Source organism: Plesiocystis pacifica SIR-1 (assembly GCF_000170895.1).
GTDB lineage: Bacteria > Myxococcota_A > Polyangia > Nannocystales > Nannocystaceae > Plesiocystis > Plesiocystis pacifica.
The window spans coordinates 33,517-54,068 of sequence record NZ_ABCS01000042.1 but is presented as its reverse complement, the minus strand read 5'-3'; the positions used below and the strand labels follow the sequence as shown (position 1 = coordinate 54,068).

At 72.6% G+C, this 20,552-nt stretch carries 16 protein-coding genes; 11 read left to right on the top strand and 5 right to left on the bottom strand.

Annotated elements, in window-relative coordinates:
* Window positions 1-17: 17 nt before the first annotated feature.
* From PPSIR1_RS43380 to PPSIR1_RS21120, 5 genes are all read left to right on the top strand, one after another.
* Window positions 18-1,787: a polyprenyl synthetase family protein gene (locus PPSIR1_RS43380; RefSeq protein ID WP_006973188.1), complete on the top strand. Its 1,770-nt coding sequence runs from the start codon at window positions 18-20 to the stop codon at window positions 1,785-1,787.
* The gene (locus tag PPSIR1_RS21135) at window positions 1,784-3,463 is read left to right on the top strand and encodes a phosphatase PAP2 family protein (protein ID WP_006973187.1); all 1,680 of its coding nucleotides are present in this window, start codon (window positions 1,784-1,786) and stop codon (window positions 3,461-3,463) included. The genes PPSIR1_RS43380 and PPSIR1_RS21135 overlap by 4 nt, the downstream gene beginning before the upstream one ends.
* Before the next feature lie 78 nt (window positions 3,464-3,541).
* Window positions 3,542-4,585, top strand: coding sequence for a hypothetical protein (locus tag PPSIR1_RS21130; RefSeq protein WP_006973186.1), 1,044 nt, complete (start codon window positions 3,542-3,544; stop codon window positions 4,583-4,585).
* 75 nt (window positions 4,586-4,660) lie between these two features.
* The gene (locus PPSIR1_RS49455) at window positions 4,661-5,767 is read left to right on the top strand and encodes a hypothetical protein (RefSeq protein WP_006973185.1); all 1,107 of its coding nucleotides are present in this window, start codon (window positions 4,661-4,663) and stop codon (window positions 5,765-5,767) included.
* An 81-nt stretch (window positions 5,768-5,848) separates the two neighbouring features.
* A complete protein-coding gene (locus PPSIR1_RS21120) occupies window positions 5,849-6,808 on the top strand; it encodes a hypothetical protein (RefSeq protein ID WP_006973184.1) in 960 nt (319 codons plus the stop codon).
* 27 nt (window positions 6,809-6,835) lie between these two features.
* On the opposite strand, the gene PPSIR1_RS21115 is transcribed toward PPSIR1_RS21120, so the two are convergent.
* Window positions 6,836-7,228, bottom strand: a complete 393-nt coding sequence (locus PPSIR1_RS21115; RefSeq protein ID WP_006973183.1) for a hypothetical protein — start codon at window positions 7,226-7,228, stop codon at window positions 6,836-6,838.
* A gap of 98 nt (window positions 7,229-7,326) precedes the next feature.
* Window positions 7,327-7,731 (bottom strand): DUF4345 domain-containing protein, encoded by a 405-nt coding sequence (locus PPSIR1_RS21110; protein ID WP_006973182.1) that lies wholly within the window; start codon window positions 7,729-7,731, stop codon window positions 7,327-7,329.
* A 107-nt stretch (window positions 7,732-7,838) separates the two neighbouring features.
* Here PPSIR1_RS21110 and PPSIR1_RS21105 point away from each other — a divergent pair, with 107 nt between their 5' ends.
* On the top strand, window positions 7,839-8,699 hold the full coding sequence (locus tag PPSIR1_RS21105) for a LysR family transcriptional regulator (RefSeq protein WP_006973181.1): 861 nt from the start codon (window positions 7,839-7,841) through the stop codon (window positions 8,697-8,699).
* Here the strand turns inward: PPSIR1_RS21105 and PPSIR1_RS21100 are convergent, their stop codons facing one another.
* Both PPSIR1_RS21100 and PPSIR1_RS21095 read right to left on the bottom strand, forming a co-directional pair.
* Window positions 8,700-9,965: an STM4014 family protein gene (locus PPSIR1_RS21100; RefSeq protein ID WP_006973180.1), complete on the bottom strand. Its 1,266-nt coding sequence runs from the start codon at window positions 9,963-9,965 to the stop codon at window positions 8,700-8,702.
* Window positions 9,962-11,302 carry a WGR domain-containing protein gene (locus PPSIR1_RS21095; protein ID WP_006973179.1) on the bottom strand — a complete coding sequence of 447 codons (1,341 nt, stop codon included), beginning with the start codon at window positions 11,300-11,302 and terminating at the stop codon, window positions 9,962-9,964. The genes PPSIR1_RS21100 and PPSIR1_RS21095 overlap by 4 nt, the downstream gene beginning before the upstream one ends.
* Before the next feature lie 177 nt (window positions 11,303-11,479).
* Between PPSIR1_RS21095 and PPSIR1_RS21090 the strand changes: the two genes are divergently transcribed.
* The 5 genes from PPSIR1_RS21090 to PPSIR1_RS21070 all read left to right on the top strand — a co-directional run bounded on the left by PPSIR1_RS21090 (window position 11,480) and on the right by PPSIR1_RS21070 (window position 18,932).
* Complete coding sequence (locus PPSIR1_RS21090) at window positions 11,480-13,504, top strand: S8/S53 family peptidase (RefSeq protein WP_006973178.1); 2,025 nt, start codon at window positions 11,480-11,482, stop codon at window positions 13,502-13,504.
* Window positions 13,505-13,604: 100 nt separating this feature from the next.
* On the top strand, window positions 13,605-16,298 hold the full coding sequence (locus tag PPSIR1_RS21085; RefSeq protein ID WP_045116446.1) for a CHAT domain-containing protein: 2,694 nt from the start codon (window positions 13,605-13,607) through the stop codon (window positions 16,296-16,298).
* Window positions 16,299-16,441: 143 nt separating this feature from the next.
* Window positions 16,442-17,161, top strand: a complete 720-nt coding sequence (locus tag PPSIR1_RS21080) for an RNA polymerase sigma factor (RefSeq protein WP_006973176.1) — start codon at window positions 16,442-16,444, stop codon at window positions 17,159-17,161.
* The gene (locus PPSIR1_RS21075; protein ID WP_006973175.1) at window positions 17,139-17,987 is read left to right on the top strand and encodes a hypothetical protein; all 849 of its coding nucleotides are present in this window, start codon (window positions 17,139-17,141) and stop codon (window positions 17,985-17,987) included. Before PPSIR1_RS21080 ends, PPSIR1_RS21075 begins: the two co-directional genes overlap by 23 nt.
* Window positions 17,988-18,011: 24 nt before the next feature.
* On the top strand, window positions 18,012-18,932 hold the full coding sequence (locus PPSIR1_RS21070) for an endonuclease/exonuclease/phosphatase family protein (RefSeq protein WP_086001555.1): 921 nt from the start codon (window positions 18,012-18,014) through the stop codon (window positions 18,930-18,932).
* Window positions 18,933-18,941: 9 nt separating this feature from the next.
* Here PPSIR1_RS21070 and PPSIR1_RS50790 read toward each other — a convergent pair whose 3' ends face one another.
* Window positions 18,942-20,489 (bottom strand): protein kinase domain-containing protein, encoded by a 1,548-nt coding sequence (locus tag PPSIR1_RS50790; RefSeq protein WP_157595780.1) that lies wholly within the window; start codon window positions 20,487-20,489, stop codon window positions 18,942-18,944.
* Window positions 20,490-20,552: the final 63 nt, after the last annotated feature.

Genomic DNA, 20,552 nt, shown 5'->3' with positions numbered 1-20,552 from the left:
GTGTAGCATGGCCCGCGGTGGCCAAGGCTGTCGCAATCGAGGGGCGCTGGTACGCCCCGCTCGTGCGCCCCGTGCTGCCCGCCCTCGCGCCGGCCATGGACCAGATGCGTCGGGCGGAGGTGGGCCTGAGTGACCCCTGGTCCGTGCCGCGTGCGGGGCTTGGCGGGGCGATGGTCGTCCACGTGAGCCGGGGCTTTGGGCGTCGAGCCGGGCGCCGGGCGGAGCGAGTCGCCGTGGCCGCGGTCGAGGTCTACAACCATCGCCTGCACGTCGGCGAGCGCTCGGCCCACGCCCGCGCGCGGTGGCTGGCGCGGGACCTCGAGTGGACCGAGCGGGCCTGGCGGGCGCTGCTCGAGCACGAGGGCCCGGCGCTGACTCGGGTGCTCGATCGCCTGTTCGGTCCCGAAGGTCGCGGGGGGGACTTCGCCATCCCCGAGGCCGTGCTCTTCCTGCGCGGGGCGATCGCGGCGGGGGTGGTGCTCGGCGACGTGGGGGCGCGGGTCCACGCGCAGCTCGACCGCCACGTGACCTGGCTGGGGCTGTCGTGGGAGGCGCAGCGCGGGACCCTGGACCCCGCGGGCTGGGAGGGCGCGCTGGCGGCCGTGGGGCTGGGCGAGGCGCTGCCCGACGCGCCCGAGCCCCTGGCCCGGACCCGCGCCAGCGAGGCCCTCGACGCGCTGCCCGAGTGCGCGGCCGTGGAGCTGCTGCGCGGGGTCCTGGCCCAGGCGCCGCGCGAGCGAGAGATGGAGCGGATCCCGAGGACCTGGGTGCCCATGCGCGTGTCGAGGCCGGGGCAGCCCGCTCGATCGTCGGGCAGCGCGGGCTCGGCCCCGGTGTTGGGCGCGCTCTCGCAGCGCTGGGGGCCGCCCCTCGAGCGCGCCCTCGCCGAGCTCACCGACACGCGCTGCGAGACCTTCGCCGAGGCCTCGAGCTACCTGCAGGCGCAGGGAGGCAAGCGCGCCCGGCCGCTGCTGACCCTGAGCGCGGCGGAGGCCTGCGGGGGCGCGGACGAGGCCCAGCGCGCGCTCGGCCTGGCCGCGGGGGTCGAGTGGCTGCACCAGGGCTCGCTGCTCCTCGACGACATCGTCGACGCCGCCGAGCTCCGCCGGGGTCGCCAGGCCCTGCACGCCGCGACCTCGCCGACCTTCGCCGCGGGCGTGGCGACCTTCGTGTTTGCCCGGGTGGTGCGGGCCAGCCAGGGCATGCACCCGGAGATCCGCAGCGCCCTGGTCAATTCCGCGGCGACCCTGGCCGAGGGCGAGCGCCTCGAGCTCCAGCGCACCGGCGAGGCCGAGCTCCCGCGCACGGACTACTACGCGATCATCGCGGCCAAGACGGCGAGCTTGTTCGCCTGCGCCGTCGAGGTGGGGGCCCGGGCCGTGGGCGCGCCCCGGGGGCAGGTCCGCGCGCTCATCCGCTACGGGCGGGAGCTGGGCCTGGCCTTTCAGATCATCGACGACGTCCTCGACTACGTCGGCGAGGCCCGGGTGTTCGGCAAGCGCCCGGGCACGGATCTGGCGGCGGGCAAGACCACGCTGCCCTTCATCGTGTTGCGCGAGGCCCTGGGCGGGGCCGAGCGCGAGCGCTTGCACCGGGCGCTCGGTCGCAGCGAAGATTTCCAGTGGGTGCTGGGGCAGATGGCGGTCCGCGAGGTCGCGGCGCGCTGTCGGGCGCAGGCCGACCAGCACACCGAGCGGGCCGTCGCGGCCCTCGGCCGGCTGCCGCCGAGCCCGGCGCGGGACGCCCTCGCGGGCGTGGCTCGAGAGCTCGGGGGTCGGCGGCGATGAGCGACGCGCCCGCGCGCGGCCGCTCGGTCGCCAGCGTGCTCCGGCGCCTGGGCCTGTGGGCGTTGACCATGACCCTGGTCCTGGCCCTCTACGTGGTCGGCAAGTTCGGCGGAGCGCTGCGCGAGCCGACCTCGCTGCCGCTGACCGTCATCGACACGGCCATCCCGCTGATCCCGTGGACGGTGTGGCCCTACAGCACCATCACCTGGGCCTGCCTGCTCGCGTGGCTGGCCGTGCCCTCGCGCCGGGACGCGGCCCGGCTGTTGTTCGCCGTGCTCGCGGCCGCGAGCGTGTGCGCGGCGGTGTTCCTGATCTTCCCCACGACCTATCCCCGCGCGGCCCACCCCCTCGCGCTGCTGCCCGACAGCCCGGCGGTGCGCGAGCTGTGGCGCCTGCGCCTGGCCGACAGCCCGACCAACTGCCTGCCCTCGCTGCACGTCGCCCTGGCGTGGACGCTGGCGCTGGTCGGCACCCAGCCCTATACGCGCGCGGAGTGGTCGAGGCGGTCGGGCGCCGTGCCGAGCTGGGCTCCTCCGCTGCTCCGCGGCGTGGCGCTGACCTGGGCCGCGGTCGTGGCCCTGACCACGCTGACCACCAAGCAGCACTACGTCGTCGACGTGCCGACGGGGGCGGCCGTGGGCGTGTTCGCCTGGTGGGCCGCCCGGCGGGCGCTGCCGGGGGAGGCGACGACCTTCGCGTGGGCGCGCAGCGGGGGCCTGGCGCTGACCTGGGACACCCACACCCGGGCCCTGGCCAAGCTCCGCGCCAAGGTCGAGGGCTACCAGTGGAGCCTCGACGAGGTCGAGTGGCCGACGCAGCCGGGCCCGCCCCTGGACCCGACCCTCGTCCGGCTGATCAACGAGCTCATCTACATCGAGGAGATCGCCGGGATGAACTTTGCGCTGCTCGCCGAGGCGGCGCGGGACCAGGCCGATCTGTCGCGGCTCTACGCGCTGTTCGCCGAGGAGGAGCGCCGCCACGCCGAGGGCCTGCGCCGGGTGCTGGCGATCCACGGCGCGCCCTTGCGCCCGCCGGGCCTGGGCAACTCGCTGGTGCTCCAGGAGTTCGACGCCCTCGACCCGCGCTCGGAGGCGGACGTGCTGCTCATCGCCACGGCCAACCCCGTGTTCGAGACCATGCTCGACGCCGGCACCGTGCCCTTCCTGCGCGCCCACCCGGCCCTGGCCAGCGCCTACTTCGACGACTTCATCGCGCGCATCACCCGGGACGAGTCGGCCCACCTCGCGGTCAACTGGATGGTCGTCCGCGAGGCGGGGGAGCGGCTTCGTACGGGGCGGCGCGGCTTTGGGCGCCTGGGCGTGCTGTTCAATCCCAGCATCGCTCGCGGGATGATCGCCGTGCCCTTCATGTCCCTCGACGTCTACTCCCTGGCTCACCGCCTGGGCTACCGCTTCGAGACCCTGCTGCCGGCTTTTGGCAAGCTGTGGCGGCTGCACCGGCGCTACGCCGAGCTGTCCGCGTACCCGCTGTGGTGGGTGTTCCGCGTGTTCACGGCCTGCGGCGCCCTGGCCACGGTGGTCGCGGCTGGGCTCGCGCGCACGGGGCTGATCTTCATTCGTTTTTGGACGGCGCTGACCCGGCTGACGGACGGGGTCGCGCGCTTGGTGTTTGGTCGGCGCTTGCTGGCCAAGCGGGGCTTGCCCGCGGCGCGCTGAGAGTCCCTGAAGGCTCTCTGGCGCCAGGAAACTCGGAGGGCGCTTGTCTGTCCCCCGGTGGCGTGGTTTCCTGAAGCCATGATCCCTTGCCCTGATTGCAAGCGCCACATCCATGAGAGCGACGCGAGCTGCCCCTTTTGCGGGCACTCCCAGAAGACGACCGCGAACCGCTGGGTCGCCTTCGTTGGCGCCATGTTGATGACCACGGCGCTGGGCTCGAGCGGGTGCGGCCGGGAGGAGCCCGCCGGAGACGAGGCCGGCGAGGGCGCCGACACGGAGACGGAGACGGAGACGGAGACGGAGACCAGCGCCGACTCGTCGACCACGGCGGACACGAGCACCGAGACCACGACCACCGCGGACACCGAGGCCGACACCGTCGACACGACCGTCGAAGAGGAGAGCGCGGACGAGTGGGACGACGGCGGGGGGAGCTTCTACGCTGGCCCCGAGGACGAGTGGGAGGACACGAGCGATTGGGACTGGTGCGACCCCTTCGAGCAGGACTGCCCCGAGGGCGAGAAGTGCGTGCCCTTCATCTCCTTTAGCGACACCTACGACGCGAACACCTGCGTGCCCATCCTCGGGGACAACGAGTCGGGGGCGCCCTGCGAGCTGTTCAGCCCCTTCGAGGGCACGGACGACTGCGACGGCAACAGCTTTTGCTGGTACGCGGACTTCGAGGACTCGGCCGGGGAGTGTCGCTCCTTTTGCACCGGCCAGCCGAGCGACCCGATGTGTCCCGTGGACGAGAGCTGCCTGATCACCAACGAGGGCACGGTCAACCTGTGCCTGCAACACTGCGACCCGCTCGTCGCGAGCTGCCCCGACGGGCAGGCCTGCGCGTGGTCGGGCACCGACTTGGTGTGCATGGACGCTGGCGAGACCGCGGTCGGCGACGGCTGCGGCGGGACCGGGATGTGCAGCCCCGGGCAGCTGTGCGTCGAGAACGAGCTGCTCCCGGTCTGCGAGGGCTCGAGCTGCTGCACGGAGTTTTGCAAGCTCGGCGACCCCGACGCGACCTGCACCCTCGAGGGGACGGCGTGTGAGCCCTTCTTCGAGGAGGGGGCGGCCCCCGAAGGCCTCGAAGAGGTGGGGCTGTGCGTGATCCCGCAGCCCTGAGCGGCGCCTCGACCCCGTAGCGCAGGCTCGGCGCGCGCGCTTGTGTGCGCCGCGTCAATGTGGTGTACCTGAAGCATGATCCCGTGCCCCAAGTGCAAGCGCCACATCCACGAGAGCGACGCTAGATGTCCCTTTTGCGGTCACTCCCACGAGACGACCGCGAACCGCTGGGTCGCCCTGGTGGGCGCCATGCTGATGACCACGGCGCTGGGCTCGAGCGGGTGTAGCCGCGACGAGCCCGCGGGCGACGAGGTCGGCGAGGGCTCCGTCGAGACGGATACGGAGACCAGCGCGGACACGACCGCGACGACGGACACGACGACCAGCGCGGACACGGACACGACCACGGACACGACCACGGCGGACACGGACACGGACACGACGACCGACACGGACACGACCACGACCACGGCGGACACGACCACCACGACCACCGAGTCGGAGTCCATCGGGGAGGAGGGGGTCGACGACTGGGGCGGCGAGGGCGAGGCGAGCTTCTACGCGGGCCCCGAGGACGACTGGGAGGACACGGGCGGCTGGGAGTGGTGCGACCCCTTCGCGCAGGACTGCCCCGAGGGGGAGAAGTGCGTGCCCTTCATCAGCTTCGGCGACAACTACGAGGCGAACACCTGCGTGCCCATCATCGGGGACAAGGAGCCGGGCCAGGCGTGCGAGCTGTTCAGCCCCTTCGAGGGGACGGACGACTGCGACGGCGCCAGCTTTTGCTGGTACGCGGACTCCGAGGACCCGGTCGGGGAGTGTCGCTCCTTTTGCACGGGGACCTTGGACGAGCCGGTGTGCCCGGCGGACGAGGGCTGCCTGATCACCAACGAGGGCGTGGTCAACCTGTGCCTGGAGCTCTGCGATCCCTTGGCCGTGGCGTGCCCCGATGACCAGGCCTGCGGGTGGTCGGGAGCGGACCTGGTGTGCATGAACGCCGGCGAGACGGGGATCGGCAGTGGCTGCAGCGAGACCGAGCTGTGCAGCCCGGGGTTGGCGTGCGTCGAGAACCAGCTGTCTCCCATTTGCGAGGGACCGAGCTGCTGCACGGAGTTTTGCAAGCACGACGACCCCGACCCGACCTGCTCCTTCGTGGGGACGGAGTGCGAGCCCTTCTTCGAGGAGGGGACGGCCCCCGCGGGCCTCGAGGACGTGGGGCTGTGCGTGGTCCCGCAGCCCTGAGCGGGCGCCTTCGCCCCAGTCCTCGCCACAAAAACCCGACGCGCGCTTGTTTGTGTCGCGTCGGCGTGGTGTACCCAAAGCATGATCCCGTGCCCTGATTGCAAGCGCCACATCCATGAAAGCGACGCGAGCTGCCCCTTTTGCGGGCGCGCTCAGGCGGCGACCTCGACCCCGTGGGCGGCCCTCCTGAGCGCGGCGCTGGTGACCGCGACCCTGGGCCTGAGCGCGTGCTCGACGGACTCCAATGGCGACGAGGCGGGCACGACGACGGTCGCGGACACGGAGTCCGACACGGACACCGAGACCACCAACACGACCCAGGAAGAGGACGGGCCCAACGATCTCGACAACGGCGGCGGGAGCTTCTACGCCGGCCCCGAGGACGAGACCACGACCGGCGGCGTGCCGCAGTGCGACCCCTTCTTGCAGGACTGCAACGAGGGGGAGAAGTGCGTGCCCTGGGCGAGCTCGGGGGGGAACTTCGACGCCAACAAGTGCGTCACGGTCGTCGGGGAGCAAGCCGCGGGCGAGGCCTGCAACTACGACGGGCCGGTGGCGTCGACGGACGACTGCGACGGGCAGAGCTTTTGCTGGTCGGCCGACGAAGACGGCGTGGGGGTCTGCCGCGCCTTTTGCGAGGGAACGGCCGACAACCCCGAGTGCGCCGCGGAGCACAGCTGCCTGATCGCCAACAACGGGAGCATCAACCTGTGCATCGACACCTGCGACCCGCTCGCGCCGGACTGCCCCGAGGACCAGGTGTGCGCGTGGGCGGGGTCGGGGTTCCTGTGTGTGGACAGCGAGAGCACCGGCTTGCTCGGCGAGCCCTGCGATCAGATCGCGGACTGTGGCCCGGGGCTCATCTGCCTCACGGAGGAGGTCCTGCCGGCGTGCGCGGGCACGGCTTGCTGCGTGGAGTTTTGCAACGTCGACGACCCGCAGCCCGTGTGCACCCTGGAGGGGACGGCGTGCGAGCCCTTCTATCCCCCAGGCGAGGCGCCCGAGGGCTACGAGAACGTCGGCGTCTGCATCTCGCCGTAGGTCACCCCAGAGACTGCGAATGCAGGGCTACTCACCCTGCTCGCGCTCGGCCTCGAAGCGCGCGAGCACCTCGGGGTCGATCTCGGGCGCGCGCGAGCGGTAGGGGAACATGGACATGGCGCCAGCGTAGAGCCCACCGGAGACCACGAAGAGCACGACGATCAAGTTCATGTCGACGTCGAGGTAGTCGGCGACGATGAACACGCCGCTCATCACGAACAGCGCGATGACGGCGACGACGCCGATGAGGATGCTGACGTGGCGCTGCTTGGCGCCGTCGTCCTGCTCCTCGAGGATCAGCCGGACCTCGGGGACGGCCAGATCCTGGAGGGGCTCGTCGCGGTGTGTGGGGCAGTTGCCCGGCTGCGAGTAGGCGGCGGCGCACTCGGGGCACCAGTAGCGCTGGGTCACGATGGGCACGGGCGGAGCCTAACAGTCGCGTGAACTCCGCACGAGCTCCGAGGCGTGGATCGGGGCCGCTTTTCAGCGCTTTCTTGGATTTTTTGAGGGACCAAGACTCAAACACCACGCCGTCGCTCGACGGCGAGTAGGGTGCCCAAGGTCAGCTCGATGATGGTCGAGGCGATCAGCGTCGCGTCGGGCAGCCCGTCGACGGCCATGCTCACGAGGCGCGAGAGGCCGTAGGACAGATAGAGCACGGCCCCGGCGAGGGCGGCGGGCAGGGTCAGGCTGACCCACCGCGCCCCGGCGAGGAGCAGGGCGCCGACGCCGATGAGGCTGCCGGCCATGGCCCGCATGTCGCTGAGCAGGGTCGCCTCGGCGGGGAGCTCGACGCCCATGTTGGCCTGGTAGGTCAGCGGCGCGAGGAAGATGGACAGGCCGACGCCGAGCAAGGCGAGGCCTCCGACGATCAGCGGCCAGGGGCGCGAGCGGGGGTGGCGGGAAGGGGTGTCGAACTGCACGGTGGTTTTCCTTCGAGCGGGCCTTGGCCCATCGAAGGAGAGAGTGAATGGGCTCAGAGGCTCAGAAAACGAGCGATTGGGCTCGGAGGCCGTGCAAGAATGCACGGGTGCAGTGGGATGACCTCCGCTTCGTCCTCGCCGTCGCTCGCACCGGCACGCTGACCGCCGCAGGGCGAGAGCTCGGCGTGGCGCGGACCACCGTGGGTCGTCGGCTCCGCGCGCTCGAGGAGCAGATGGAGGTGCGTTTGTTCGACGAGACCCCCGATGGCCTGGTGCCGACGGCGGCGGGGCAGGACCTCGCGGAGGTGGCCGAGGGGGTCGAGGCGGAGGTCCTCGGGGCGCGCTCGCGGCTCGCCGGTCGGGACCTCGCGCTCCGCGGCAAGCTGCGGGTCTCGACCGTCGACTTCATCTACGAGTGCTTCGCCGACGCCTTCGCGGGCTTCATCTCGACCTACCCCGGCGTCGAGCTGTCGGTGCTGAGCACCGACGAGGCCGTGTCCTTGCGTCGGCGCGAGGCGGACGTGGTCGTGCGCCTGCAGGACGCCCCGCCCGAGTCCCTGGTGGGTCGGCGCCTCGGGCAGCTGGAGTTTGGCATCTACGCCTCGCGGGAGCTGGTCGAGCGCGTTGGGCGGGGCGCCGATCCGGCGGCCTTCCCCTGGCTGCACTTCGACGCCCGCGACGATGGCCGCGGCCTCGAGCCCTGGTACGCCCGCTTCGCCGCGGACGCGCCGGTGGTCATGGGCTTCGACGCTTACGCGGTCATGCGCCACGCCGTGCGCACGGGCCTGGGCGCGCACTTCCTGGCGCGGGTCGACGCCGAGCGCTTCGGCGAGCTCGTCCACCTGGGCCCGGCCAAGGACCCGCCCAGGCGCACGCTGTGGGCGCTCACGCTGCCCGAGCTGCGCACCAACAGCCGAGTCCGCGCCTTCCTGGCGCACCTCGACGGCGCCCTCCGAGCGAGGCTGTGATCAACCCGCGAGCCGCCGCTCGAGCTGGGCGAGCTGGTAGGCGTAGACGCTCAGGCCGTCGCGCTCGAGCCTCGGCAGCAGGTCGCCGAAGGCGTTGGCCTCGACGACGCGGTGCGGCTCCCCGCCCGCCTCGAACAAGAGATCGACGCCGAGGTGGAAGGTGTCGTGCTGGGCCGCCGCCCTCGCGCAGGTGGCCATGGCCGCGTCCCAGGCCCGGGGCGGGAGCGCGGCCTCGAGGGCGTCGAGATCCCCGCGCTGCCCGCCGAGGTGCAAGTTGGTGATCGGGTGTCGGCTGGTGCGGACGACGACGAAGCTGGGCTCGCCGTCGACGGTCAACACCCGCAGGTCGCAGCTGCGTCCGTTGAGGCGCAGCTTGGGGTGGGCGCGCTCGATCTGCGCGCCCTGGCTCAGCAGCCAGCCGAGCAGCTCGTCGACGCGCTCGCGCTGCTCGAGGCGCTGGAGCCTGAGCGAGTTGAAGCGGGCCTCGCCGCTGCGGGCGACGGTGGTCAGGGCCATCTCCGGGGGTCCGCGGCGGCTGCGGCCGCGGTGGATGTGGCTGGGGATGTGGCGGAACAGGGCCAGGCACGAGGCCGAGGAGCCGCTCGAGAGCTTGACGTAGACGCTGGGCCAGCGCCGCTCGACCATGGCCTCGCGCAGGGCGTCGGGGTGGTCGATGGCGGCCAGGGCCTCGCCGCGGATGGCGTCGGTGACCGGGACGCCCCGGTCGGCGTAGCGCTGCGACAGGGCGCGCTTGTCAAAGAGCACGCGCAGGTCGGCGATGGGGTTGAGCACGCGCCAGCGGGGCTGGCTGGCGAGGGCGCCCTCGAGGGCGTCGAGGTAGCGCTCGAAGCCCAGGTGGCGCTGACGCGGGGCGAGGATCTGGCCGTGGCGGTCCTCCATGCGAGCGAGGGTCAGGGGGTCGAGGCTGTCGACGCGGGCCGCCTCGTCGCGCTGGATCGCCGGCCAGCCCAGGCGCAGCAGGGCGCGCTCGACCTCGGTGTCCTCGCCGGCCGAGTCGATGCGCACGAAGGCGTCCTGGCCCACGGGGGCGCCCGCGGCTTCGAGGTGCTCGGCGAGGGCCTCGGCCGGGTCGCCGCCGTGCATGCGCTCGAGCAGCTCGAGCACCGAGAGCAGCTCGTGATGCCCGACGACCACCGGCCGCGGCCAGCCGCGCTCGCGCGCCGCCGCGCAAAAGTCGACCACGCGGCGGTTGAGCGGGTTGCCGATCAGCACCAGGGGCAGGGCGCGCGGGGCCGCCCCGCTCATTCACCCACGGAGGTGTAGTAGTAGAGCTCGCCGTCGCCCCAGTCCTCGGGGCTCTCCTGGCGGCCGATGTGCAGCATGCTGCCCAGGGCCTTCTTCATGGTCGCGTGCAGGTTGTAGGGGATGAAGTTGTCGTCGAGCTTGAGGGACTTGAGGTGCTCGAAGTTCTTGGCGTTGTCGATCAGCGCCTGGGCCCCCTCCGCGCGCATGGTGCCCATGGACATGTCCACGCTCGACAGCTGCTTCAGCAGGGGCGCCTGGGCCAGGGCCGAGGCGATGGCGTCCTGCATCTCGGAGTTTTGCAGGCCGAGGTGGACGAGCTTGGGCATGGCCTTGGTCTTCCACAGGGCGTCGAGGTCGCTGATGTTCGTCGACCCGCCGTAGTTGTCGCGGCCGAGCCACAAGGACACGTGGGTCAGCTCGGGCAGCTTGGCCTTGGCGAAGCCGATCAGGCCGGCGCTGGGTAGCCCGCCGCTCTCGACCTCGAGGCGCTGGAGCTTGTCGTGCTCGAAGCTCTTCATGCTCACGCCGCCGCCGCGGACCCGGAGCGTGCGCAGGTTGGGCGCGCCCTTGACCGCCTTGGCGATGTCGCCGACGTGGACCCAGCTGATCTCGGTGTCGTCGGGGTAGCTGAACTCGCCGATGAACAATTTTTCGAGGTGCTCGAGCTTGGCCTTGGACAGCGAGGTGATCATGTCGCTGTAGTTGGTGTCGTCGAAGGCGGGCAGGCCGAGGATGAGGTCCTCGAGGTAGGTCGCGGCCGGGGACTGGAGCAGGGCGTCGAGGACGGCCTCGGGCTTGGGCCCCTCGTGGTCGTACTCGGGGGCGCCGATCCGCGCGCGCACGACGTAGCCGTGCTTCCACTCGAAGCGGCCGACCTTCTCGAACAGCTTGTCCGCCATCAGCTCTTGCAGGGCCGCGCCGTAGAAGTGCTCGCCGTGCTCCTCGTCGAGCTCCTTGAGCTGCTTTTTCCACTTGCGCTTGCCGGCGCCCTTGGCGGCCTCCCACTGGTCGAAGATGGCGATGCGCTGGCCCCAGGGATCGCCGGCGGCCTGGAGCTTGTCGGCGCGCACGGCCCACTCGGCGGCGGCGTCGGCCTTGGAGCTCTTCTTGCTCGCGGCGGCCGAGCTGGTCGCGACCTCGGCGTAGCCCTTTTTGGTCTTCGACTTGATCTTCTTCTCCGCCTCGGCCTGAGCCTTCTCCTCGGTGGGGTAGCTCTTGGTCGAGGTCGAGCCGTCGGTGCCGACCTTGCCGTAGCGAACGGTGAAACTCGTCCCCTCCACGGTGATCTCCCAGAACTTGTAGGAGCGGGCGTCTTTGAACTCGAAGCGGCGCAGCATCGAGGGGATCAGGCCACAGGATGGGGTCGCCGGGCCAGGAAATCTTTTGGCTTGCGTCAGATTGGCGCTCGGCGGTTCAAAGGGGGGGACATGCAAGGCACGCGAAGGGGAGAGGCGAGTCACAATTCGACTCGAAAGTCGGGCGGCGAATTGGCTCGAGGGCTGGTTCTGCTCGGGGTGACGGTGGGCTTGGGCGGCTGTCCGATCATCGACGACCTCATCGGCGAGACGACGAGCGCCGAGGGGGGCGAGGAGAAGGGCGACGGGGACGACCCCGTCGAGGCGAGCTACGACCAGCCCTGCCCTCCGGCGGCGCCGCTGCCCAGCGACGCGCTGTGTGATCCGGCCCGGCAGGTCGTCGAGCTTCCGCCGGGCTCGACCTGCGGCGGCGCTGCTGAGGAGGCCGCGGGCTGGACGGGCGCGGCGCTGCCGATGACCACGGCCGGCGGCGCGGTGCTGTGCGCCTACACGCCCAAGCCCAGCACCAAGGTCACCAAGGAGGCCGTCGCCAAGCTCGAGGGGGTGCTCAAAAAGCGCCTGGGCCCGAAGGGGACGGTGCGCATGGGGCCGGACTGCCGGGTCAGCCCCGTGGCCAATCCGCCCGCGGCTGCGGGCAGCTACGGCAGCGCCATCGCCCCGGTGCTCGAGGCCAGCTTCGCCCGCGCCATCGGCATGCCCGATCCCAGCAAGGTCGCCAGCGCGGTCCCGGGCGGCACGCCGAAGGTCGCGGTCTACGTCGTCGACACGGCGGGCCGCGACCGCAGCCAGGCCCGCGCCAACCACGGCAAGATCGTCGCGTCGATCGTCGAGGCCGTCGTCGACGGCAGCGACGGCGCGGTCGTGGTCCACACCGTCGCCGGCATGCCGCGCTGGGACGACGGCCAGGGCGTCGTCGCGGACCCCCAGGGCGGGGGCTACTTCGGCTACCAGAGCGACCTCGCCGCGGGCATCCGCGAGGCCGTCGATCGCTGGAAGGCGAGCGAGCGCGGCCAGGGCGTCAAGCTGGTCATCAACCTCTCGGCGGGCTGGGAGCCCGTGGTCGACGGCGCGCCCGGGCAGGGCAGCCCGATCGCCGACCCGCTCAGCCCCGCGGCCGCTTCGGTCCACGAGGCCATCGCCTACGCGCGCTGCCACGGCGGCCTGGTGTTCGCGGCCTCGGGCAACCAGCCCAGCGGCACCTGCGTGGACCAGACCATGGGCCCGGCGATGTTCGCCCAGCTGCCCACGCCGGACTCGGCGATGTGCGCCCAGCTCATGGGCGAGGACTCGCCGGTGCAGGGCCAGGCCATGCTCTACGCCGTCACGCCCCTGGACCTCGGGGGGCAGCCGCTGATGAGCCACCGACCGGGATCCCACGCCTGGCTGGCGGCGACGGGCTTCCAGGGCATCGTCGAGGGCACCCGCAGCCACGGGCCGCAAAACGGCAGCTCCATCGCCACGGCCGTGGCCTCGGGGGCGGTCGCGCTGGCCTGGGCCTCGAAGCCGAGCATGCGCGGTGACGCGGTGGTCGAGGCGGTCTATGCGGCGGGGGGGAGCTCGCCGCATGCGCCCGACATCAGCCCCCCGGCGGTCCCCGGGACTCAGGTTTACGCGGGCGGGCAGAAGGTCGTCGACGTGTGCGAGGGGCTCGAGGCGGTGAGCGGGAGCCCCCTCGGGTGCGCGGCGGCGACCTGGGACAACGCGGCGTGGTGCAGCGACCTGCGCGCGGCCATGGGCCCGGCGGCGGCCGATGGTGCCACTCACGACGCGCCGGCGTCGGCGCCCTTCGAGTGCGAGGCCTGCGGCGAGGCGCTCACGCGCTACCTGCCGCGCTTTCAGCCCCAGCAAGACCCCAGTCAGCTGCCCGAGGCCTGGACCTTCCCGCAGCCCGAGGACACGCCCTGTCCGCCCTGCGACGTCGAGACCACGGGCCCGGGGACGGTCAACGGCGGGAAGGCGCACATTACCTTGAGCGCCGTGTTCACGACGGGCTACACCGTGGATTCGTTGACGATCACCCTCGTCGACGGCGACGGCACTCGGCACCAGCACACCTACTGGGGCTCCCAGTTCACCCCGGGCCTCGAGGACGGGCGCCTGCACGTGCTCGACGACGCAGCCTTCTCCAAGGACGCGGTCTCGGGGTGGATCGACTTCCGCTTCACCGACACGACGACCCAGCGCAGCTTCACGACGGGCAACGAGCTCCGCGTGATCCGCTGACGCGGGCGGCTTGCGTCCGCGCCCGTCGGGGGCGAGCCTCGACGGGATGCGGACGAGGGCGAGGACTGGCTGCGCGCGCGCGCTCGTGTTGGCGGCGTGGGTGTCGGCGCTCGCTTGCGGTGGCGATGGGCGCAGCGAGGCCGAGGCCAAGGCGTCCGAGCTCCCCGCCGCGAGCCCCTCCTCGCCGTCGAAGCTGGCACCCGATCCGATCGAGCTCGCCTTCGTGGGCTGCGACGGCCTGTTCGTCGAGTCGCCCAGCGTCGTGGTCTGCGCGCGGCGGCCGGGGACCCGCGCGAAGATCCTCGCGGGCTCGGGCGTGGTCATGGACGCGTTCCGCCCGGACCTCGACGACGGGCTCGGGCGGATCTGGGAGGTGGAGGAGGGGCCGAGCGTGGTCACCCGGACCTTGCGATCGGCCAGCGGCGCGGTCGCGCGGGTGGAGCTGCGCGAGGTCTCGCTGGCCTACCTCGACGCCATCCTTGGCGACGGCGTCGTGACGGAGCCGCGCGAGGCGGCGCTGCTGAATTGCGCGCGCGCGGTTCGGGAGGTCTACAGGGGGGGCCCGCAGGCCCTCGAGCGGCTGTCTGAACCCGTGCTCGGCGAGCTCGCGGATCACGGAGAGGTCGGCTGTCGAGGGCGCCTGTACGCCATCGCGGCCCACGCTGGCTTGAACGGGGCGACGATGGACCTCGAGGGGGCGGGCGTCGCCCTCGAGGCCCTCGAGGCGCTCGCCGCTGAGCGGGTTCACGGCGCGGAGGTCCGCTTCGATCGGGACTACTACGGCGCTCAGCTCGAGCAGCGCCTGGGCAAGCTCGACGAGCCCGTCGAGGGCTTCACCCGGGCGAGGATCGCAGCAGGGCGGACGTGGATGCACCGGCGCTACGTCTCGGCGCTGGCGATGGAGGCCACGGCGCTCGCCCGTCTGGGTCGCTTCGCCGAGGCGAGGGAGCTGCGGGCGAAGGCGCTCGACGAGCGCAGCCTGTCCACGCTCCCCGAGAACTTGAGGCCGACGGTGTTCAACACCCTCGCGTGGGTGCAGATCCTCGAGCGCGAGGAGGTGCCGAGCGAGCCCGAGCCCCAGGCCCTGTTGCGTCGGGCCAAGAGCGCGGCGCTGACCAACTCGTCCCGCGGGCGAGCGCGCCTGAACGCTGCGGTCGCGGCCGCGCAGTCCGGTCGCTACGACGAGGCTCGGGGCGAGCTCGAGGCGATGACCGAGGCCGAGCGCGGCACGCTGAGCGCCCACGATCTGGTGTTCGTGGAGCTGACCCAGGCGCGCATCAAAGCTGGCGGCGGCGGTGGCTTCGCGGCGGCGCGGGTCCACCTCGAGCGCGCCGAGACCCTCGCCTCTCTCGGGCGGGAGAACGAGGACTCGTTGCGCGTGTTGTTGACCCGGGCCGAGCTCGAGGTCCTGGCCGGGCGTAGCGAGGACGCGCGGGGGAGCTACGCACGGGCGACGGCGGTGAGCGACGCCCTCGCGTCGAGCATCGCCCCCGACGCGGGGCGGAGCCTGTTCGCGTCGAGCCACAGCCGTGCGGTCGCGCAGCACGCCGCGCTCGCGCTCGCCGACGATCAGCGCGAGGAGGCCCTGTGCACGGTCTTGGGCGCGCGCGCGCGCCATCTCCGAGGCCTCGCGGCGGGACGCCGCTCGCTCGACGAAGCGGGCGTGGAGGCGCGGACCCGCGGACGCGCGCGCGCCTTGTTGTTGGAGCACGCCGAGCGACGCGAGCGGCTGGCGACGGAGCTCGCCGACGCGTGGGCCCTCAGCGCCGAGGAGTTCGCGGCCTTCGAGCGCCGAGCCAAGGACGAGGGGGAGGCCCTCGACGCCCTCGAGCGCGAGGTCATGAGCCTGCTCGAGGGCGAGGGCGAGCCGTGGCGCTGCGAGGCGGTCCGCTCGTCTTCGCGGACGGGCTCCGCCGCCTTGCTGACCATGTTTCCGCGGGAGCTGGACGCGCTCGGTCGCCGCCCGGGCTGGCGCTTCTTCTTCGCCCGGGGCGACGCGGTCACGGTCTTCGAGGTGGAGGACGGCGCCGCCGAGGCGATGGCCGACCGCGCCCTGGGGTGGCTCGTCGAGGCGGGTCAGCTCGACGAGCTCGAGGCGATCACGGTGATCCCCACGGGCGTGTTCGTCGACGTCGATTTCCATGCCCGGCCGCTGTCTCCACGCAAAGGTCGCTCGAGCCCTCGCTGGCGCTACGGGCTGGGCCTCGGAGCCAGCGAGGGCTCGCGCCCCGACGCGAGTCGCGGCGCCGTGGTGCTCGCCGGCGACCCTGACGGCCTCGCCGAGGCGCCCCGGGAGATCGCCGCCGTGCGCGAACGCCTGGGCGCCCTCGAGCTCTCGGTCGAGGGCAGCTGGACTCTCGGCGCCGAGGCCACGCCCTTGCTGCTGCACTACAGCGGCCACGGGAGCTACGGCGGGCTGGTCGGCTGGGACAGCGCGCTGCTCGTCGCGCCCGGGCGAGAGGTCGACGCCCGCGGCCTCGTCGCCTACGGCCGGGCGCCGGCCATCGCCGTGCTCGGGGCCTGCGACGCGGGCACGAGCGATCCTCGGGCCATCGACGGGGGCATGAACATGGCGACGGCCTTCCTGCTGGCCGGCGCGCGCATGGTCATCGCCCCCCGCGATCCCGTCGACGACAGCCTCGCCCGGGAGTTCGCCGAGCTGCTCTACGCGCGGCTGCCCGCGGAGGCCCTGGAGGAGGGCCCGGAAGCGGTCGAGGCGGCCCTGAGCGCGGCCCTGAGCGCGATCCAACGCCAGGACCCGCGCTTCGCCAAGTGGCGCGCGTGGGTGCCGTGAGTCGGGGTCTGGGAGGGCGTGGCCAAATGTCGGGGTCGTGGCGCAGAGTTCCGCGTTTGATCCCACGTCCGCGAAGCCAACTGTGAATCGGGGCTGCACGAACGCGGCGTCAGATATCCCGAGCACGCGGCGAAGTGGGAGGCGTGAAGGCCGACCAACTCGAAACCTCGTTGGCGCGGGCGCTCCAGGGCGAGCGCGGAGCCATGGAGCACCTGGTCCGCGAGCTGCTACCCGTCGTCCAGTCCGAGGTCGGCTTCGCGTTCATGCGCAGCGGCCAGGCGCGGGGCCGGAACCCCCGCGAGGCCGTGCGCGACGCGGTCCAGGACGTGTTCGCCATGCTCTTGGCCGACGACGCCAAGGTCTTGCGGGCCTGGGACCCGAGCCGCGGTCACGGCCTGACGGGCTTCGTCCGCCTGGTCGCCCGGCGCAGCGTCTACCGCACCCTGCGTAGCCGTCGGCGCAACCCCTTCGCCGAGGACAGCGAGGCCCCCGAAGACATCGAGCTGCGCGCGTCCATGGCCCAAAGCGCTGGCAACGGCGGGCGCAGCCCCATCGTCGAGCGCCTCGAGCAGCGCTCGCGCCTCGATCGCCTGGTCCTGGCCCTCGACGAGCGCCTCGACGAGCGCGGCCGGGAGCTGTTTCGCATGCTCTACATCGAAGAGCGCGAGGTCCCGGAGGTGTGCGCGGCCATGGGCATGAGCCGGGACGCCATCTACGCCTGGCGCACGCGGCTGCGCAAGATCGTGCGCAGCCTCGACCTCCACGACCCGAGCCCGAGCGAACACTCCAAGGTGGGCGGCCCGTCAGATCCCGAGGCCTCGTCCCCAAAGGAGAGTCGTCATGAACGGTACGCGCGAGCTTGATGGGTGCATCGAGGACAGCCTCGACGAGTTCATCGCGGTCCTCGGGCGGGCCGAGCGGAACCTCGAGCGGGAGCGGGAGTACCTGCGCCCCTTCGACTCCGGCGAGAGAGAGCGCCTGGTCGAGCTCTTGCTCGAGGTCACCCGGGGGGAGCTCGGCTCGCCGCGCGCGCGCCGGACCGAGGGCCGATCTGGGCCCGCGTGGCTGGGTCGGGTGTGGGACCGGCTCACCGGCTCGAGCTCGGGCACGGTGGGCACCCTGGGCTGGGCCGGCCTGTGCGTGGCCTCGGCGGCTGTCGCGGCGACCTTGGTCTACACCCTGAGCCCCGCGCCCGCGGACCCGCTCGTGGCCCAGGCCGAGGTGCCGGCGCTCGCGGCCACACCGGCGTCCATGCCCGACTACAGCCTGGACACCGACGCGGGTCGCCGGAGCGCGCGCTCGGCTGGGCCCGAGCACGGCTTCGAGCCCCTTCGCTACGGCACGCACGACGCCTTCGACTGGCGCCTGCGCCCCTCGCAGGCCCGGGACGCGCCCGTGGCCGTCGAGCTGTTCGCGGCTCCGAGCGCCGCGGCAGGCCAGCGCCGCGCGCTGCCTCAGCCCAGCCGCACGCAGGTCGCCGACTCGGGGGCGGTGCGCCTGCGCGGGACCATCGATGAGCTCGGCCTGGCGGCGGGGGAGTGGACGGTGACCATCGAGCTGAGCGATGCCCCGGAACAGGGACAGGGACAGGGGCAGGGACAGGCGGGCGTTGGGGCCAGCGCGCGTCCAACGAGCGACAGGGGGGTCCGCCTGGTCCGCCACCACCTCGCGCTGGTCATCGACGAGTGAGGGGTCGGGTGCTAGAGCTCGAGGGTGCGCCGGCGACAGTTCACTCGGGGCCTGGGAGGCGCGGGCCTGGCCCTGCTGACGTCCGGCTGCGGGCCTCGCCGGTCCGCGAGCCCCGTGGGCGAGGGGGTCGAGCCGCGAGGCGCGGAAGCTGGCGAGGCCAAGGTCGAAGTCGGACCTTCGCGGCTGCGGGTCGTGACCTACAACGTGCTCGCCGACGAAGTCGCAACCGCAGAGCGGATCCCCGCCGTGTTTCGGGTGCTCCGCGAGGCGCGTGCGGACCTCATCGCCCTCCAGGAGGTCGCGCCATGGTTCTTGCCCTGGGTCGCCGACACGCCGTGGCTGCGCGAGTATTTCGTCGCCGAGATCGACGGCGCCCCAGCCAGGCCCAACGGGCAGTTCATCCTCTCGCGCTTCCCCGTCCCCCACGCCCGCGCGCTGCGGCTCCCGGGGGCCCAGGGCCGCAGCCTGCTCGTCGCCCACGTCGAGCTGGGCGGGGGTGAGCGGTTGGCCGTGGGGACCACGCACATGGAGAGCTTGCTCGAGGACGGGCCGGTCCGCGCCCGGCAGCTCGACGCCATCTTCGCGGCCCTCGAGCGCGAGCGCGACGACCCCCAGGTCGACGCGACGATCTTCTGCGGCGACCTCAACTTTGGCGACGGCGAGCGGCCAGACACGGACCACCTAGATCCCGACTTTGTCGACGCGTGGACGGCCCTGCGCCCCGGTGAGCCCGGGCATACCTGGGACATCGAGCGCAGCGACATGGCGCGGGCGGGCTCCTTTCCTGGTGAGCCCAGCCGACGGCTGGATCGCGTGCTCGTGCGCGGGTCGAGCTGGCGGCCCGCGTCCATCGAGATCATCGGCGACGAGCCCGTGGTGCCGGGGCAGCGCGGGCTGTTTCCCTCGGACCACTTCGGCCTCGTCGCCGAGCTCGAGCGGGTCTAGCGAGTCGGGCTAGTCGAGCGAATCTTCGGGGTCGGGCCCGATGGCCTTGGCCGAGAACACCATGTGCTTGGTCTGCGCGTGGTGGCCGTGTCCACCGCCAAGGGCCGGCCCGCCGCCCGCGGGGGTGTAGGGGGCGCGGGAGAGCTGGCGCGTGGGCTCCTTGGTCGGCGCGGCGTGGGGCAGCTCGAAGCGCTGGGCGGCCTCGGCGAGGAAGCGCTCCTCGAGGATGGTCACCCGGCCGTCGGCGCGGGCGATGGCCCACAGGTCCGCGAGCACGCGGGTCCGCGCGCTCAGGCTGAGGGTCCTGCCGAGCCAGTCCATCTGCGCCCAGGCCTTGGACAGGCGGGCGTCGATGCCCTGGATGCTGGCGAAGGTCGCGTAGGTGTCGTCGACGAGCTCGACGATGGCGTCGCGGCCGTTCGCCGCCGGGGCGCTCGGGCCGGTGCTCCAGGTCCGCAGGCGCTCGCGGATGGTCTCGAGCTCCGCGGCGTCGAGGTTGGCGTCGGGGGCGTGGCCGAGGGTCACGAACACGAACGCGAGGGCCTCGAGCACGGCGGCGAAGTTGGCCGTGGCCTCGGCGCGGAGCAGCTCCGGGGTCGCGGCCGAGTGGGCCTGGATCTTGGCCGCGAGCGCGTCCTGGGCGGCCTTGGAGCTCGGGGCGAGCGGGGGGGCGCCGGCCAGGGCGGCCTCGAAGGCGCGCATGTCCGAGAAGCGATCCTCGGGGCGCTTGGCCAGGACCTGGGCGAGGACGGCCTCGAGCGCCGGCGGGACGCGCAGCTCCGGGGCGACCTCGGCCAGGCGCGGGGCGGCCTCTTGGACCTGCTTGCCGAGGACCTCGATGTAGGTGCCGCCGGTGAACGGCGGCCAGCCGGTGAGCGCCTCGAACAGCACGCAGCCCGCGGCGTAGAGGTCGGCGCGGGCGTCGACCTCGGCGCCCGTGGCTTGCTCGGGGGCCATGTAGGCGGCGGTCCCAAACACCGAGCCGGCCTGGGTCAGCTGCATGCCGTCGTTGAGCTTGGCGATGCCGAAGTCGAGGACCTTGAGGGACACCTCGCCGTCGCCGTTGTCGATCAGGAAGATGTTGCTGGGCTTGAGATCGCGGTGGACGACGCCCGCGCGGTGCGAGGCCGCGAGGGCCCGGACGATCTGCGTGGCGAGGGGCGCGAGCAGGGCCCAGTCGATGCGCTGGCCGTCGCCGATGAGCTCGGACAGGGGGCAGCCGGTGAGCAGCTCCATGACCAGGTAGACGCAGGTCGGCGTCTGGCCAAAGTCGAACACCTCGACGACGTTGGGGTGGCGGATCGCGGCCATGGCCCGGGCCTCCCGGCCGAAGCGCTGGACCTGCCGGGGGCGGTCGCCGAGGCTGAGGTCGAGGACCTTGATGGCCACGGGCTTGCCCAGGCGCTCGTCGAGGCCGCGGTAGACGCAGCCCATGCCGCCGACACCGATGACGCCCTGGACGCGGTAGCGGCCGTCGAGGAGCTCTCCGATGATCTGCGCGGTCGTCGGAGGCAAGGGCGGGGGGCCTGCCTTGCTGCGCTCGTCCTCGCCCGCCACGTCGCTGCCATGGTAGCAGCTCGGCCGCGGGGCCACGCTTCAATGTGCGCGGGGCGAGCGGGG